At 56.6% G+C, this 16480-nt stretch carries 18 protein-coding genes; 7 read left to right on the forward strand and 11 right to left on the reverse strand.

Going from position 1 to position 16480, the window contains the following annotated elements:
* The first annotated feature begins 162 nt into the window (after positions 1-162).
* From AO242_RS18675 to AO242_RS18690, 4 genes are all read left to right on the forward strand, one after another.
* Complete coding sequence (locus AO242_RS18675; protein ID WP_099269900.1) at positions 163-1299, forward strand: S-type pyocin domain-containing protein; 1137 nt, start codon at positions 163-165, stop codon at positions 1297-1299.
* Positions 1300-1312: 13 nt separating this feature from the next.
* Positions 1313-1552, forward strand: coding sequence for a pyocin S6 family toxin immunity protein (locus AO242_RS18680; RefSeq protein WP_099269901.1), 240 nt, complete (start codon positions 1313-1315; stop codon positions 1550-1552).
* Positions 1553-1673: 121 nt separating this feature from the next.
* Positions 1674-2207, forward strand: coding sequence for a pyocin S6 family toxin immunity protein (locus AO242_RS29785; RefSeq protein WP_257153468.1), 534 nt, complete (start codon positions 1674-1676; stop codon positions 2205-2207).
* 317 nt (positions 2208-2524) lie between these two features.
* Entirely contained in the window at positions 2525-2815 is a 291-nt protein-coding gene (locus AO242_RS18690; protein ID WP_099269902.1) for a DUF3077 domain-containing protein, read from the forward strand.
* 44 nt (positions 2816-2859) lie between these two features.
* On the opposite strand, the gene dmeF is transcribed toward AO242_RS18690, so the two are convergent.
* Together dmeF and AO242_RS18700 are read right to left on the reverse strand one after the other, a co-directional pair.
* Complete coding sequence (dmeF, locus tag AO242_RS18695) at positions 2860-3786, reverse strand: CDF family Co(II)/Ni(II) efflux transporter DmeF (protein WP_099269903.1); 927 nt, start codon at positions 3784-3786, stop codon at positions 2860-2862.
* Positions 3787-3798: 12 nt separating this feature from the next.
* Entirely contained in the window at positions 3799-4074 is a 276-nt protein-coding gene (locus AO242_RS18700; RefSeq protein WP_027899987.1) for a metal/formaldehyde-sensitive transcriptional repressor, read from the reverse strand.
* 127 nt (positions 4075-4201) lie between these two features.
* On the opposite strand from AO242_RS18700, the gene AO242_RS18705 reads away from it, so the two are divergent.
* From AO242_RS18705 to AO242_RS18715, 3 genes are all read left to right on the forward strand, one after another.
* Positions 4202-5104 carry a LysR substrate-binding domain-containing protein gene (locus tag AO242_RS18705; protein ID WP_099269904.1) on the forward strand — a complete coding sequence of 301 codons (903 nt, stop codon included), beginning with the start codon at positions 4202-4204 and terminating at the stop codon, positions 5102-5104.
* A 395-nt stretch (positions 5105-5499) separates the two neighbouring features.
* The gene (locus AO242_RS18710; protein WP_099269905.1) at positions 5500-6822 is read left to right on the forward strand and encodes an MFS transporter; all 1323 of its coding nucleotides are present in this window, start codon (positions 5500-5502) and stop codon (positions 6820-6822) included.
* Positions 6819-8078, forward strand: a complete 1260-nt coding sequence (locus AO242_RS18715; RefSeq protein ID WP_099269906.1) for a metal-dependent hydrolase family protein — start codon at positions 6819-6821, stop codon at positions 8076-8078. Before AO242_RS18710 ends, AO242_RS18715 begins: the two co-directional genes overlap by 4 nt.
* A 397-nt stretch (positions 8079-8475) precedes the next feature.
* On the opposite strand, the gene AO242_RS18720 is transcribed toward AO242_RS18715, so the two are convergent.
* From AO242_RS18720 to AO242_RS18760, 9 genes are all read right to left on the reverse strand, one after another.
* Complete coding sequence (locus AO242_RS18720; RefSeq protein ID WP_099269907.1) at positions 8476-8667, reverse strand: hypothetical protein; 192 nt, start codon at positions 8665-8667, stop codon at positions 8476-8478.
* A gap of 88 nt (positions 8668-8755) precedes the next feature.
* Entirely contained in the window at positions 8756-9088 is a 333-nt protein-coding gene (locus AO242_RS18725) for a hypothetical protein (RefSeq protein WP_099269908.1), read from the reverse strand.
* Between the two features lie 130 nt (positions 9089-9218).
* Complete coding sequence (locus AO242_RS18730; protein WP_257153470.1) at positions 9219-9467, reverse strand: hypothetical protein; 249 nt, start codon at positions 9465-9467, stop codon at positions 9219-9221.
* Positions 9468-9541: 74 nt separating this feature from the next.
* Positions 9542-9967 (reverse strand): DUF7716 domain-containing protein, encoded by a 426-nt coding sequence (locus tag AO242_RS18735; RefSeq protein WP_141562228.1) that lies wholly within the window; start codon positions 9965-9967, stop codon positions 9542-9544.
* A complete protein-coding gene (locus AO242_RS18740) occupies positions 9936-10538 on the reverse strand; it encodes a DUF6707 family protein (RefSeq protein ID WP_099269910.1) in 603 nt (200 codons plus the stop codon). Before AO242_RS18740 ends, AO242_RS18735 begins: the two co-directional genes overlap by 32 nt.
* Before the next feature lie 74 nt (positions 10539-10612).
* The gene (locus tag AO242_RS18745; protein ID WP_099269911.1) at positions 10613-11104 is read right to left on the reverse strand and encodes a hypothetical protein; all 492 of its coding nucleotides are present in this window, start codon (positions 11102-11104) and stop codon (positions 10613-10615) included.
* A gap of 1 nt (position 11105) precedes the next feature.
* Positions 11106-15569 (reverse strand): RHS repeat-associated core domain-containing protein, encoded by a 4464-nt coding sequence (locus AO242_RS18750; protein ID WP_099269912.1) that lies wholly within the window; start codon positions 15567-15569, stop codon positions 11106-11108.
* Between the two features lie 35 nt (positions 15570-15604).
* Positions 15605-16042, reverse strand: coding sequence for a DcrB-related protein (locus AO242_RS18755; protein WP_099269913.1), 438 nt, complete (start codon positions 16040-16042; stop codon positions 15605-15607).
* Between the two features lie 44 nt (positions 16043-16086).
* Positions 16087-16480 (reverse strand): bacteriophage T4 gp5 trimerisation domain-containing protein (locus AO242_RS18760; protein ID WP_441343363.1); only part of this gene is annotated, 394 nt, incomplete at its 5' end.

Below are 16480 nucleotides of genomic sequence, written 5' to 3' on the forward strand. Positions count from 1 at the left end.
CACTCGATAATCGACGTTTGGCTGAACTCGGTCAGCATCCAGCCCGATATTGCAAACCGGGCAAGCACACCTGAAACCTCCCGTTACCGAGCGTTTATTGACCCTCATAAGGCTAATCGGCACCCTGCGCGCCCCGACGTTAAGGACAGTCTCGGTCGCGTTATGAGAGAGGACGATCTGAAAAAAGATCCATTCGAGGAGCCATGGTATGCCCAGTATTTTGGTGGCAGCAGCTCATGGGGTGGACGGGTAAGACCTGCTCAACCTCCGGAGCCTGTCTACATCGAAAAAGACTACTGGCCAGCGCCCAAACCCCGCACAGATTTGATCTTCGCCAAGTCGTGTACCGGTGCAAACTGGTGCCAGACCGAAGCAGGCACCAGCACCGAACCTGTGTCCAACTTCGGAGCCGTGATGGTGGCCGGGTCTATGGCCATACCGGTAGCCAATGCCGCTGTTGCAACAAAAGTAGGGGCAGAGCTGGCGCTGGGTCGAGTGGCTGGCGGCGGGATCATGCAACAGGGTCTGACCTGGGCAATCCGCGGCGCGAGTTTGCCTGCCAGTGTATTCATCCTCGGCATGCTCCCGACCAAGATGGGCGACGGCACGCTGTACACCGACGAACAACTGCGCAATATGACCCGCGCGCCCAGTCGCGTGCGCTTCCAGTTTCGTCAGGATGCAGAAGGTGTTTTGCAGATTTACGGTATACACACTGGACCGACGGGCGATGATTCCGTCCGCACGGTGCAAGCAGGCTGGGACGCCGACCAGACCGCACTGGAAGCCAAGCTCAACGGCATCACGATTCTCTGGACACCCAAGCGCGGCCCGCTGGGCGAAATGCCGCCCCTGATCTACCCCGACAACAGCGGCGAGCAACTGGGCACCATCCTCGTCCACCCGATCCCGGAAAACACCGACAGCCAGATCGAAGGCTTCCCCGGCGAAGACATCACCACCGATGACTGCATCGTGGTGTTCCCGGCGGATACGGGGCTGAGTTCGTTGTATGTGGTATTTGCACGGGCGGTGGGTGGGGACATCAAATACCACAAGCCGCCTTTGGATCTGCCTGGATTCCCAGGCACCTTCCCTGTTAGATCCAAGAGCAGTGTTCAAGGGGGTGGCAGTAAACGTGCCCGCTGGAAAGATCGTAAGGGGCGTATTTATGAGTGGGACAGTAAGACGGGGTCAATCGAGCTGTATGGCAAGCAAGGTAAGCATCTTGGCGAGTTCAACCACAAAACGGGTGAACAGATAGATCCACCGAAACCCGGCAGGACCACACCAAAATAGAAGGACGACAACTATGTTTTTATGGATCTCCGGATTTTTGAAAGATGACGCTGAGGACGACGCGTTGAAATTTGACCTCGTCGTAAAGCCAGAATATGAAGGCGCTGTATTGAATATTCTCGGATGGAAAAGCTTGGAGGAAAGCCCTGATGGTGAATGGCTGCTATCCATAGAACAGGTGGGTCAAGTATCCACAGCGGTCAACGAGCCATTGCCAAGCAATCTAGACGTGTTTATCGGCGTTCGGGCGTAGCGACGAAGAGGTGGCGGCAGTAATGGCGCTAGCGGGTGACCCAATAAAGGATGAGTTGGTGTATTGCGTTGGACGTTACAGATAGGGGAACGCCAGCGGATCGAGGCTCTAGAGGAAATTTATGCTTATAGCAATCGCAGGTTTTCCGGCTGACTCAAGTAAAGACGATTCGGTCAAACTAAGAATTAATGTTAAGCCTGAATTCGAACGAACGGTGATGGACCTAATGGGTTGGAAACACCTGGAGATAGGGCATTGGGAGCCATTAATTAGCATAAGGGCTCAGCAAATTTCTGCAGTAATCAACGAAACGATTTCAACTGATCTGAATTTGTCCATTGGCGTACGGTTTAGCGACGAAGAGGTGGCTGAAAGACATCGAAATACAGTAGAGGTTATATTCCTCTCAATCAGTGGTTTTTACTCAGACTCTTGGGACGACTCATTACAGTACGAGGGGGACATAACGCAGGAACTTGAGCCGGGAGTGCTCGCCTCAATGGGCTGGGCCTCAATGCAACATGTGCCCCCGGGTGAGCACATTCTGACGACGGATCAAGTGAAGGCGGTGATGAAGATACTTGGTGATCCCGTCAGACGTGACTTGGTTTACTACATAGGTGCCTGTGTAAAACGCGTTCCGCTGCCAAGCTAGTTTACAGAATCCCCCTACACCCTGCGTCCACCTCACATCCTTGTCGCTCCCGCCCCACAACCTTAGAGTCCACCCCGTCGCCGCAAACGTAGCGACCGGGCTTGGCGGCCCGACAGATATAGGCGAAAACAGCGCCCCGATTTAAGATGGCAGGCGCTGTTTTTTCGCGTGTGACCTGGCTTTATGACGGGTTGCGCAGGGACTCTTTCGGGAGTGCCGGGTTCCTATATCTCCGGTCCGCCAACCTTGTGCAATCCGTCACCCTTCTCTGCTTGGCGGCAGAGATGACGGTTCATCAAGATATATGAAAGCGAACCATGACTACCTTTGACGATTTACACCCAACCAAAACCCTCGGCACCACCACTTTCTCCACTTGCGGCCCATCCCGTCAGCCGCTGTTCCGCATCAATCCCGACATCCCCATCGAATCCGCACTGGAACGCGCTTCCAGCTTATTGGCGTGTATCCATGAATTGAGCCTCGACGCGGCGTTGGGTGATGCGTGCAAGCAGAGTGTCTGGGCGGTTCATCATTTGAGTGATATGGCGAAGGCGATTCTGGAGGATGCGTTGTCAGCGGGCGCGGCAAACAATCAGCTGGGCTGAACGGCCCTTGGCTAATGCCTCGGGCCATTTTTGTCGGTCATGAATTATGCGCTGCGAAGCTCCACGGTCAGGTGCGTCACTTCGTGCACCGGCGCCAGGCGCGCGCGGATCATATCGGCGGTTACGGACGCGTTGCCGACCACGCTGACAATGGCTGCGCGGGCTTCGGGGCCGACCTGCCAGACGTGCAGGTCGGTGATTTTTGTATCACCCGACTGCTCGATTATGTCGCGGATTTCATGGGCGACATGCTCGTCTGTACGGTCGAGCAGAACACCTGAAGTGGTGCGTATCAGCGACCAGGACCAACGGGCAATAACCAGTGCGCCGACGATGCCCATGACCGGGTCAAGCCAGACCCATCCCAGGTAGCGGCCAGCGAGCAATGCAGCGATGGCGAGAACGGAGGTCAGTGCGTCGGCGAGCACATGCACATAGGCCGAGCGCAGGTTGTTGTCCTGACCGTGTGCGTGGTGGGTATGGTCATGCCCGTGGTCGTGTCCATGGTGGTGATTGTGGCCGCCGGACAGCAGCAGTGCGCTGACGATATTGACGATCAGGCCGACAACGGCAATCCACGTGGCCGTGCCGAACGCGACTTGGGTAGGCTCGAAAAGACGCACCACTGACTCGACACCGATGCCGATGGCAACCAGGCCCAGTATCAACGCAGAGGCGAAGCCGCCCAGGTCGCCGACTTTGCCGGTGCCAAAGCTGTATTGGGGGCTGGCGGCGTGGCGTTTGGCGTAGCTGTAGGCAGCGGCGGCGATACCCAAGGCGCCGGCGTGGGTCGCCATATGGAAACCATCCGCCAGCAAGGCCATGGAGCCGGTGATGTAACCGGCAGCAATTTCGGCAACCATCATGACAACCGTCAGCGCGACCACCCACAGGGTGCGCTTGGCGTTTTCATCATGGGATGAGCCCAAAAATACGTGATCGTGGGCGTAGTCCGCGTGCAGGTTGCTCATGTCGGTGCGCTCCTATTTGGTGTATCGGCGGATGGCTTCGATCAGTTCCTCAACGCCTTCGGCCCGCTCTTCATCACTCAACCCCGGCTTGGCGACGTGCTCGCGGGCGTGGGCTTCGATGATTTCGTCCATCAGGCCGTTGATAGCCCCCCGCGTTGCCGCCACCAGATGCAGGGTTTTGGCGCAGTCGTCTTCGGCCTCAAGCGCCCGTTCCACCGCCTGGATTTGTCCGGCGATGCGTTTTACGCGCTTGAGCAAGTCGTCTTTGCCCGTTTTGATGTGCGACATACCATACCCCCCCTACCTATACATGTTATGCATGCTCTGTGATGTCGGTCGGGAACGCAACCAGCAGATGAAACTGCCGCGCATTTTTGTTCTGATGGCCGCAAACCATGATCACTCCGGATTCCCTATGCGCATCGAACCCCTGCCGCCGCTGCAAACCCTGATTGCTTTCGAGGCGACGGTGCGTCATGGCAGTTTCACTCGCGCGGCCACTGAGTTGCATTTGACGCAGAGTGCGATCAGTCGCCAGGTGCAGCAGCTTGAGGAGTTTCTGGGGCGGGCGTTATTTCGGCGTGAGCACAAGCGCATTCATCTCACAGTGGCCGGGCAGGTGTATGCCGAGCAGGTGCATCGGGTGCTTGCCCAATGCGCTGAAGCGACGGCGCAGGTCATGACCCACAGCGGCGAGCAGGAGCTGACGCTGGCGTGTTCCAGCGGTGTCGCGGCGTTATGGCTGGGGCCGTTGATGGGGCGTTATGCCGATGAGTTTCCCAATGTGGACGTGCGACTGCGGGTGGTGGACGGGCTGGATTCGCTGGTGCGTGCGGAGTTTGATCTGGCGGTGTATTTCCTGCGCTCGGGCTCGCCGCCGGGGCTGGACAGTCGGCTGTTGTTCGCAGAGTCGGTGGGGGCTTATTGCGCGCCGGGCTATCTGCAAGGCCGGGTGCTCAAGCCGCAAGCGTTGTTCGAACATCGGTTGTTGATGCTTGAGGATGGTCAACGCCAGTGGCTGTCCTGGACAAACTGGTTTGCGCGTCAGGGTATCGATGCTTCGGCGATTTCCAAGCGCCTGACCGTTAATAACTATCCGGTGATGGTGGACCTGGCCATTGATGGACGCGGCATTGTGTTGGGCTGGAAGCCGATGATTGATGGGCACGTTAAGTCCGGGGCATTGGTGCCGGCTTGTGATGTCCATGTGGGCGAGATCGGTGGTTATTATTTGCTCAATCCGTCGGGGCAGTTTCCGAGTCGCGCGGCGCGGTCGTTTGAGCAGTGGTTGGCGGTTCAGAATTCAGAGGCTGAGTAGGACCTTCTGTTGGAGCGAGGCTTGCCCGCGAACCAGACGACGCGGTATGGCAGACCGACGCGTTATCGTTCTTCGCGGGCAAGCCTCGCTCCAACAGAAAATCTTCTTTAATTAAATAGTTACGCGTTGTTTGATGAAGTCTATTGAGCACCGCGAGGCTGCGATAGCGATTTGTCGGACGCACCGATATCGCAGCCTCGCGGTGCTCGACAGCTCCTACAGATCCACGTCCTCTTGCATGCATCCAGCGCATGCATATCTTCCCAATGAGCGTTTTCCCGCATTCAATTTCGCGAGTTATTCTCGGGCCTACAAGGGCACAAGACCCTGACGATGTTTCACCCGATTGCTTCTCTGCCCCACTCGTGCGCGGGACCACTCCCTGCGTAATTTGCATGCAGGAGTTAAACGTGAACGCTATAAAAAACACGCCAACCCACAACCAGAAAGCACGCAAAGCCGTGATCGCGACTGTGATCGGCAACGGTCTTGAATGGTTCGACTTCACGGTCTACAGCTTCTTCTCGGTCATCATCGCCAAGGTGTTTTTCCCCACCGACAGCGAACTCACTTCTTATCTACTGGCATTGGCGACTTTCGGCGTAGGCTTTTTCATGCGTCCGGTCGGCGGCATTGTGCTGGGTGTTTATGGGGACAAGCACGGTCGTAAAGCCGCGCTGTCACTGACCATCCTGTTGATGGCGCTGGGGACGCTGATCATTGCGATCACCCCGAGTTATGCACAGATCGGCATGATTGCGCCGGTGTTGATTGTGCTCGCACGGCTGCTGCAAGGTTTCTCGGCGGGCGGTGAAATGGGCAGCGCGACGGCCTTCCTGACCGAGCACGCCCCGGACGGCAAGAAAGCGTTTTACTCCAGCTGGATTCAGGCCAGTATCGGCGTCGCCGTGCTGCTGGGTTCCACACTGGGCGCTATCCTCTCGAACTACCTGACTCAAGCACAGTTGGAAAGCTGGGGCTGGCGGATCCCGTTCATCATCGGCACGCTGATCGGTCCGGTCGGTTTCTACATCCGTAGCCGCATCGACGAGACGCCGGTCTACAAAGAGTCCAAAACCACCGAATCGCCACTGCGCGAAGTCTTCCGCACCTATCCACGGGAAACCCTGACCAGCTTCTCGCTGGTTGTGCTGTGGACGGTCTGCACCTACGCGATTCTGTTCTACATCCCGTCCTATTCAACCCGCGTTCTGGGCCTGCCCAGTGGCATCGGTTTCAGCGCCGGGATGATGGGCGGCGCGGTGTTGATCGTCGCGACGCCAATCGTCGGCATGCTGGCTGACAAAACCGGTCGCAGGCCTTGGCTGCTGGGTTCGGCGGCGGCGATTTTCGTTGCGGCTTATCCGATGTTCCTGTTCATCAACCAGATGCCGGGGCTGGCCTCGCTGCTGATCTTTGAAGTGGTCATGGGCCTGCTGATCGCCGGTTACATCGGTTCGATTCTGGCCGCGTTCAGCGAACTGCTGCCGACTCACGTGCTGTCCACAGGCCTGTCCGTGGCCTACAACTTTGCGGTCACGATCTTCGGCGGTTTCGCCACGTTCACCATTACCTGGCTGATCGCCAACACCGGCAGCAATGTCGCGCCGGCCTTCTACATCATGTTCGCGGCGGTGGTCAGCGGTTGCGGCGCGTTTCTGTACCGCGACCGCAAGACCACCGCCAATGCCACCTTCAAGGGAGCCGCTCTGCAATGAGTACTCAAAACGCTGCACGTCTGATCCTGCGTAACGGCCAGTTGCTCGACCTGAACAAAGGCGAGTTGCTGGGCGGTCTGGAAGTTGTGATCGAGGGTGGACGCATCAGCGCTGTTCGCCCACAAAATGACGCTGTCGAGGCCGACGCCCAAATCATCGATCTGAACGGCCGCACGCTGATGCCCGGCCTGATCGACTGCCACGTACATGTGCTGGCTTCCAACGCCAATCTGGGCATGAATGCGCTGCAACCCAACGCCATCATCATGTACCGCGCCTTGCCGATTCTTGAGGCGATGCTCAATCGCGGTTTCACTACCGTGCGTGACGCGGGCGGTGCCGACTGGGCGCTGGCTCGCTCTATCGCACTGGGCCTCGTGCCGGGGCCGCGTATTTTTGCAGCCGGTAAAGCGCTGTCGCAAACCGGTGGTCACGGGGACATGCGCGCTCGTGGGGAGCTGCTGCTGAGCGAGCCGTGTTCGTGCTGCTTCCGCGCTGGCGCTATCGCCCGCGTCGTTGACGGCGTTGATAACGTGCGCCTGGCCGTGCGTGAAGAACTGCAACAAGGCGCCAACCAGATCAAGATCATGGCGTCGGGCGGCGTGTCCTCACCGACAGACCCGATTGCCAACACGCAGTACAGCGAGGCGGAAATCCGCGCCATCGTCGATGAGGCCGAAGCCGCCAATACTTACGTAATGGCTCACGCTTATACCGCACGGGCGATTCGTCGCGCTATCGAGTGCGGCGTGCGCACCATTGAACACGGCAATCTGGTCGACGCCGACACAGCGAAACTCATGGCCGAAAAAGGCGCGTTCGCTGTACCGACCCAAGTCACCTACGAGATGCTGGCCAAACATGGCGCCGAAGCCGGTCTGCCGCCTGACTCCGTGGCCAAGATTGAAGACGTGCGTTTGGCCGGTCGCAACGCGCTGAAACTATTCGCAGAAGCGGGCGTGGAAATGGGCTATGGCTCCGACCTGCTGGGCGACATGCATCAATACCAAAGCCATGAGTTGCAGATCCGCGCCGAAGTGCTAGGCAACCTCGCCGCCCTGCGCAGCGCCACCACTGTCGCAGCAAAAATCCTGCAACGCGAAGGCCAACTGGGCTGCATCGCCGAAGGCGCCATCGCCGACCTGCTGGTGGTCGACGGCAACCCGCTGGAATCCATCGAGTGTCTGGTGGGCCAAGGTGAAAACCTGGCGATGATCATTCAGGAAGGCAGCATCAAGAAGAACACCCTGGTGTAAATGCTGAAGTGCTGCAGAGCCCGCCTTGTGCGGGCTTTTTTGTTTTGCAGGCTCACCGCGCTGTCTCGCGCCAACCGGTAGACCTGTAGCAGCGCACGAGCACCGCGAGGCCGCGATGGCGGTGGGTCTGACAAAACGCTATCGCTGGCCTCGTAACCTCGGTGAGCTCCTACAGGATTTGGGGTCAACTCACAAAAATGCATGTTGATTGATAGAGCGCCCCCTTCGTCCAGACGCCTCGCTGTAACGCAGCAAACCCCGGACCTGTAGGAGCGCACGAGCAACGCGAGGCCGCGATAGCGGTGGGTCTGACACTCCGCCATCGCGGCCTCGCGGTGCTCGTGCGCTCCTACAAGTACGGGGTTGGCATCCTGATCGCGCACAGATCCGAGGCATGTCACTCGTCCAGGTAATTATCCTTGATGCCTTTGGACCTACTGTACAGATAGAGGCCGACCCGTAAAAAAATCAGCACCACAGCAAACACCCCAACCGTCATCCACGTGTCGCCTAAATACTTTTCCAGAAGGTTATAAAAGTAGGCAACGGGAATGGCGACTGCCGTCATTATTAGAAAGTATTTGATCACTGGTTTTGACACTCCTTGTCTTCATCCTTCAAGGGATATTTGACGATCGCTTTGTCCGTTTGCCAGGCCGCCTATCACAGGGCATGGGTCAAACAAACTCAAGCCGATACTGCCCCGGTTGCGTCCACGAAACCCTGACAAATCCACCACCGAGCAACGCCTTATCACGCAGATATTCAAACACCTCTGCGGGGCACCATTCCTTGCCGTTGGAGAAGGCGATGTGGAGCAAACGAAGTGAGTCAAATACCTTGGCTTTTTCTGCATCATCAGCGACGTAACGCTCAAAGACACCATCCTCAAGCGCCCCAACGAACCCGACAGCACCTAGCTCGGTAGAGAGACTGGGGTCGTTGACCTTCACACGAATGACATCGCCATCTGCCTTTTCAACAAAGGCCTTCAATTCTTCGCTGATCAATCAAAAAACTCCGTTTAGGTAACCCCATCCGTATCTGTAGTGGGAAGCGATTCAACAGCAGTCTTTGAGGCCTGTCACAGTAACTCTTATCGGCCAACGTTCGGCGGGCGAGAAGCCCAGGAAATTATAGTCAATTGCGGCTTCTGATCGCTGCCTCCACAACCTCTTCCAGCAGCCGCTCTTCGCTGAAAGTGAAATCACCATACTGTGCAATTGCGCTACAGGTCGAAAGTTCTTGAATCGCAGCATCGGCGGTCACTGTTGCCTGCAGCTCGACGGACTTCTTTGCGAAGAAATTCGCAGGGCCGATTTTGCCTGTACTTTTCAATGCCAGAATCAGCTCGTCCAATGCGGCCGGTAAGTCAGGGGGTTTACTCACGATGGCGTCCAAAATTTTTGATCACACAGGTACGAGGCGAATTCGTCACCACTGCCTGGATGGCCGCCTTCACTTCAATGAGGCGCATAAAAATCGTCATTCTCAAGGTAGTAATTAATCGAAAAAATAAAATCGCTCACGGCAGAGTCAGGCATTTTTTCAATTTGTAACTCGACCACGCTCTGGAATAGCTCCACATCCAGAAGGTATTCGGCGTCATTCTCTGCAGCCAAAACAGGACATCCCTGGTCGTTCAAGTCTTCTAACTCATCATCGCCGACCAATAAAAAAATCTGGGCATCCGCAGGGTACCTCGCCCACTGCACCCGGTTTACAAACAGTGTTCCAAACTTGTCTAAAGACTTAAATTCTGAGATCAAAATATCCAAATTTTCATACACAACCATCTCGCCCCCCCACTTTTTCTCTGCCACAAGCGCTACAACCGCCCCGCTCCCTCCAGCACTTTCATTTACAGGGTGGGAGTTTATATAAGCCAACCTGCGCAACCAACTCACTGATTCGGTTGATCGTAACAGCGGCCTCTTCAGCCACCGCTGTGACAGGCCAAACTTCACTTCCTCCAAAAAACTCTATTTTCAGCAAGGCCATTAGATAAACAACCCGCCTATCAAACTCATCGCCAACATTGCTTTCCTGATCAAAATCAGAGTCCAGATTTTGGCCTTCAAGAAATCGCCTGTGAACGTTCATTTTGACCGTGACTTGTAAGTCCGTACCTGTTTTTAGTGCGGTAGTCGCGCATTCTAAGGCCACCTGATAGGTCTGTTCGTCCTTGCGCTCGATAGCGAGCTTTCCCTGGAGTACTAACGCTCCCTCGATCCAGGTCCAGTAGTCGTAACTATTAGAAAATGGGATTACCGCAATTGAGTCAACGATGATCGAAGCAGTCTGCTTTTCTCCCGTCGCGTAAAGAATGTAGGCCAGCTTTACGGTGGACTCCAGGAGAGCCTTAGCCGTCTTTTTCTGCTTGGCTGGCAGCATTTCGATATAACGAGCAAGGGTTTCTTCCGATGCCGGGAACAGCGCAAGCGCTTCAATAGCGTTCATATGACTCTCCCTTGAAGGGTGTTGCCCAACACTTGGTAACGCGCTTGCGATGTGCCGTGGTCATCCGATGCACATCAAAAATATTCGAAGGGTAGACTCGACAACCCCAGATTGAGCGAGCCCAAGGCTGTTTCTACATCTGACCTGTCAGCTGCAGAATCCAAACCACTTTCAATTTTTGTTTCAAGCTGAGCAATAATATCAGCCAAAACCACCCACTGCTCAAGGCCGACGCTCATGGACTTTATATTAGAAAGCTGCAAGTCCTCGTCATTATGCTCGTAATATCCGATCGTATTTTCTTCACATTTCAACAACCAGAAGTCACCTTGACCGCTAGTGGCGAAAACCATCCAAACACCCTTGGCAGCTGGACACTCGGAGTACAAGAAATCATTATACTTCTTCAGATACTCTGCATCGCACACACTAAAATCAATGGCCAGTTCCACACCAATCAAATGTGACAGTATCTTATTTGCATAGGGCGGAAAGTCGACACTTCCGGTGTCGACACATGGGTACTTCGAAAGAATGTCCGTCAATGCTCTCGGCTGGATTTTCATTTTATTTCCCTCCACATTTTGCTTGAAACTTAGAAATACGCGCTTTCTTAGCGATGCTACGCAAATGCCGCTTTATTGAAGTTGCAGCCTTCTCTGTACCCATCGCACTTAGTTTGGCTTTATTCTTCGCCAACCAGCCTTTCCAGTGAGCATTCCACTCCTGCCCAAGAGGGCTGGACTTGGTATGTACTCCGTCCGGTTTGAGAATGTGCTTTTCCGCGGGTAGATCGTAGAAAAACTCACCATTATTGACGTCCAGCTTGGCCAACGACATAAAGTCACCTTTCAACTCCTCGGGAAGCCCATGGTGTATCTGATATGAAGAGCTTTCACCGGTGTAATCTTTCCAGATACTTCTGAGTTTTGCAGTGGATGTTTTAGCCAGACCAAATGGATCAACGTAAGCAACCGGATTCGGCGCATACGCATACAGATTAATCCCACCCGCCAACCCAATCGGGTCAGGCGTGGTAAACCGGCCGATGTCCGGATCATAAAACCGAAACGTATTGAAGTGCAGCCCCGTTTCGCGGTCAAGGTATTGGCCTTGGAACCGCAGGTTCTGTTCTTCGATGTAATACGGCTCACGGACTTCCTGGAGGGTGTTACCCCACACCTGATAACGCGCTTGCCAGACACTGTGGCCGTCGGATTCGGTGAGCAGTTCCGGCAGGCCGTTGAGGTCGTTGTGGTAGTAACGGATCTTTTGCAAAGCACCGATGCCGTCGACACGGGCAAGCGGGTCATAACCGTCATCGGCATAGAGGTACAGGCTGGTCTGGCTGTTGCGATGTTCTTGCAGCAGGCGTAGCCCATCCCAGATAAAGCGGGTTTCGCTGAGCAGGACGCCGTTGGCATCGTATTCAGTTTTTGCGGTGCGACGGCCCAGTGGATCGTAGGTCATGCGCGCTACGTGGCCGTTCTGGTTATGCACTTCGCTCAGGCGATGTTCAGCGTCGTAGGCAAAGCGCTGAACGCCATGCCTGGCGCTACGTTTTTCCAGCGTGCGACCGAATGCATCGTAGCGATAACGCTTGTCCTGGTAGGTCAGCAGCTTGTTGTGCCGGACTAGCCCACTACCGACTAGCGGGCCGTCGAGCAGGTTGGCGGCGGCATCATAAGCGAAGGTCTCGCTGTGGCCATTGAGGCCATCCTGGCTGGCGATGATACGGCCCGTGGCGTCATAACCCAGCAATTGCTGGCGCGGGCTGGCCTGCGCTGTGTCGCGTCTGATCCTGCCGATCAGGTTATCGGCAGGATCGTATTCATAGCTGTTCTCGGCCTGAGCAGGTAGCTGCGGTGGCTGTTGGGTCGGACGGCGCAGTCGCGAGCGTAGACGCCCGCTACGATCGTACTGACTGCGAGTGCTGATCTGGCCTTGGCTACGCAGTACTTCACGATGCAGCCGGTCGCGCTCGAAGTCACTGATGACCTGGCCATCCAGATTGATCTGGTGCAGGTGGCCGCTGCCGTAGTACAGCCTGTTGACCCAGCGCCCATCGGGCAGTTGGGTCTGGATCAGGTTACCTAGCTCATCGTAGTGATACTGCAAGCGGCCTGCCGCGCCCTTCTCTTCGAGCATCTGGCCTAAAGCGTCGTAGGTAAAGCCGATGCTCTGCTTGCTCCCGGATTGATCGGTAAAAACGACACCGGTCAATTGGTCCAAGACATCATATTGATACTCGGTGCGACCATCGTCCGTGACCTTGGCAATCAAGCGCCCTGCTTCATCACGTTCCAGCTCATGCACGATGGGCACAGGCGGTGTTTCAGGAATAAGCGCCAGACCACTGCCGTAAGGCGCGGGCAGGTACTCGACGCGGACCAGGCTGTCCAACGCATCATAAGCGTAGCGCCGGGCGCTACCATCAAGGTCCTGCTGCTCGGTCAGTCGATCACCTGCATCCCAGGCGAAGCGGTACTGCTCGCTATTTTCATTGGTCAGCGCCAGCAGGCGGCCATAGCTGTCGTAATTGAACTGCACCTGCCGACCGTGAGCATCCACGCGCTGGCGAACGACACCGCGACGATCGTATTGATAGCGAGTGGTTTGCCCGGCAGGGTCGGTATAGCCCGTGAGTTGGCCATGACTGTCACGTAAGTAATGTTCTACGCGGCCATCCGGCAGCTCGCTGCTCAGCAGTCGGCCGTCTGCGTCATGCTGATAGATCGAGCGCTCGCCCAACGCATCCGTCACCGTCTGCAGATTTCCACGCCGGTCATAGCTGAATGCCGTCGGATAGCCCGAGCAATCAACGTGCTGAATCAACTGGCCAAGTTCGTTCCAGCGCAGTTGCTTGCTTTTGCCAGTGGCATCGATGATCTCCACGGTTCGGCCGTGGCTGTCATAGCGATAGCGGGTGACGTTGCCCAGTGGATCGATTTCGCGGATGCAATTGCCACGCGAGTCGTAACGCAGCTGCCAGGTATTGCCCGCCGCGTCAGTCTCGAACAGCGGTAACGACCAATGCTCCAGCCAGACAGTGGCTTCCCGCCGACCGAGTGGATCAACGGTCCCGCTCAGGTTGCCTGCGTCGTCGTAGTCGAAGCCGTAGTGACCGCCCAGAGGGTCGGTAGCGCTGAGTAACTGGCGTTCGTCGCTCCAGGAAAACTGCCAGGTATTGCCTAAATTGTCTGTGTACTCGGTCACCTGATGCTGAGCGTTCCAGCGCCGGGTGCTGACCCGATTCAAACCGTCGCGAACTACGGTAGTACCAGCCGATAAATCGTAATCGAAGAAGTACTCTTCGCCGTCGTCAGTCCAGTGATGGACGACACGCCATTCCCGGTTATCAATCAGTGCCCAGTCGTAGAAGCAACGCAGACCGGTGGGACGCTGGTGTTCGACCATGCGCCGCCCGGCGTCGTAGGCAAAGCGACGTCGTACGTTGCCGAGGGCATCTTGAACCTGCGCGAGATCTCCGCTGGCATCGTACTGATATCGGCTGAGCACCTCGCGCTGCTGATCAGGAAAAAGGCGCTCGATGCAGGCAACGCGGCGCGGCCATTGTGGGTCGTATGTCAGTTCAACGATGACCAGATCAAAGGTGTCGCGCAGCCGTTCAAGCTGCCCGTGTTCGTTGTAGTCCAGGTAAATGCGGTTGTCGTTGCGGTCACCCAGTTGGCTGAGACGTAGCCGCGTGGAGTCCGCAGGTGTTGGCTCGAACAGGCGATAAAGGCCATCCTCACTTTCGATCAGTAACTGGCCGTTACCATTGCGGCGCACGCTGAGACCTTCGCCTGCACTGAATACGGCTCCGCCCAGAGCAATAGCGCCCATGTCGATACGGCGCGCCTGCTCGTCGAGATAGATCAGCGATTCGCCGCCGTCCGGATGCCTTTCAATCCATACCTGAATTTCGTAAGACACGCTCCAGCCTGAGCCGAACAAACCCTCACGACGCTCGTCGCGGCTGCTGTAGAAGCGCTGCCATTCGATAGGCAGCAATGCGGGCAGGACAAAATCCAGTTCATCCGCCTCGCCCAGCACCTTGGCGCCGGTTGGCGCGTGCACCGGGTTTGGTGAGCCGGTCACTGCGTTGGTAAGCGCGCCCATGGCTTCGCCAACCACGAAGCCATTGACCATGCCCATCAGCATGCAAGGCAGATTGGAGACGAATTTGCCTTTGCCGCCACGCAGCATCATCAATGCGCTGACCGCAAGCCCGACACCGGGTGTTTTGCCGCTACGAATTTCCCGGACCACGACTTTGCCGCCACCGATGCGTACATCGGGCGAGATCAGACCCGAGGACACCACGGTGGCATCGCATGTACTGCGGTCACCGCTGCGCACGGCGGGCTGGCCGTTGATGGTGACTTTGTCAGAACCTTCGGCAAGCATCTGCGGCGGCATCGGCGGGTGCCGCGTACAGGCCACCAGATCGAGCGGTTTGGGCACTACGCCTGGGCCAGGCATAGCGACCGTCGGGCGCCACATCTGCGAGAAAAAGCCCTTGGCCATGTCCAGAAAACCTGGCTCTGGATCCTCCCCTATCGAGAGCTGACCGCTGCCCTGCTCGTTATCGCCTTGTTCAGACTCTTCGTCAGCAACGTCGCTGACAGGCATGCCCGTGGGCACCAGGCTGGACGGCACGCTGCCAGCGGCGCGGGCGGCAGGGATGCCATTGATCAGCGTATTGGTGGAGCCGGTCAGAATAGTCGCTTGTGGCGTGGGCGGGAATAACGCATTGGCGAAGTCCTCGCATAACGAGCTGAGGCCTTTGTCCGCCCCCGTCTTGCTCATGGCGATACCGACGATCGCGCTAACCACCAGTCCGAGGATGCAGCCTCCCACTCCGGCGGTGGCTAGAGTGATGCCCGCTGCGGCGGCAACTGCCGCAGTTGCCAACGCACCAATAGCTACCGTCGCAGCAACCTCCAGCACCCCACCCAGAATGTCGGCCATCATGGAGGTGTGCGACAGCGCATCGCCGACCCGGGCGGCCCAGAGTGCGTCAGACATGCAAAGTGCTCATAGCAGAATCAGGCACGATGCATTTACACCAGACGGTCAAATTGCAGAGAGTTCTTGATTGTTGCCCAATGGGTCGCTTCAGCATCACCCAACGGTTGGGCTTTTACGTAGCTCAAGGCGATCATCTTGCGAGTACCGGGCAGCACCAGCGCCAGCTGATACTGATAGACGTGCTCTGCGCCCTTACTGAACTGGCTGCGCAACTCGATGCCTTCAATGTCCTGGGCCGCACCGACTCGGACACTTTGTCCGGGTTGATAGCGCAAAGCCTTGACCTGCTGCTCAAGACGTTTGAGCTGCGCATCGAAGTTGCTCTGCAGGGTTTCACCCTCGGTCAACAGGCTGCGGCTGATCACCAGCGATGTGCCGAGGTCGGGGAATTTCAGAATGTTAATGGTTGCATCCTGCATATCGCCGCTTTGCGGCAGGTCGAACTGAAACTCATTGATGCGATACGTCATGTCAGCTGTTCTCGTTTACAGGCAGGGCACGGCAAAAGCCGGTTTCAGTTGCCGGATTTGGGTTTGGAAAAAAGGGCGTTGACCGCAGCATCAATGGACCCTTTTTCGCCCTGTCCATCAGGTGTAGCGCCGGGCGCGCCACCGATGTTCAAGTGCAGCAGGCCACCGGTGTTGATTTCAGCACTTCCGCTGGCATTGAAATTAAACTGCACGCCGCTCAAATTTATCTGCCCGCTGGCGTTGAGCTCCAGCACGCTCTTGCCACAGACAAGCCGAAGGTTTTCGCCCACCTCAATCAGATAACTGCGGCTGACGCTGTCGGTCTTGGTCGAGCCCACCAGCAAAATATCGTCATGCTTGACCGCCCGAACGCGATCCGCACCAATCGTCACCGTCTCGTTATTCCCCACACTCTTATTCCGGTCATGCCCCACCGAG

Source organism: Pseudomonas sp. ICMP 561, from assembly GCF_002699985.1.
GTDB lineage: Bacteria > Pseudomonadota > Gammaproteobacteria > Pseudomonadales > Pseudomonadaceae > Aquipseudomonas > Aquipseudomonas quasicaspiana.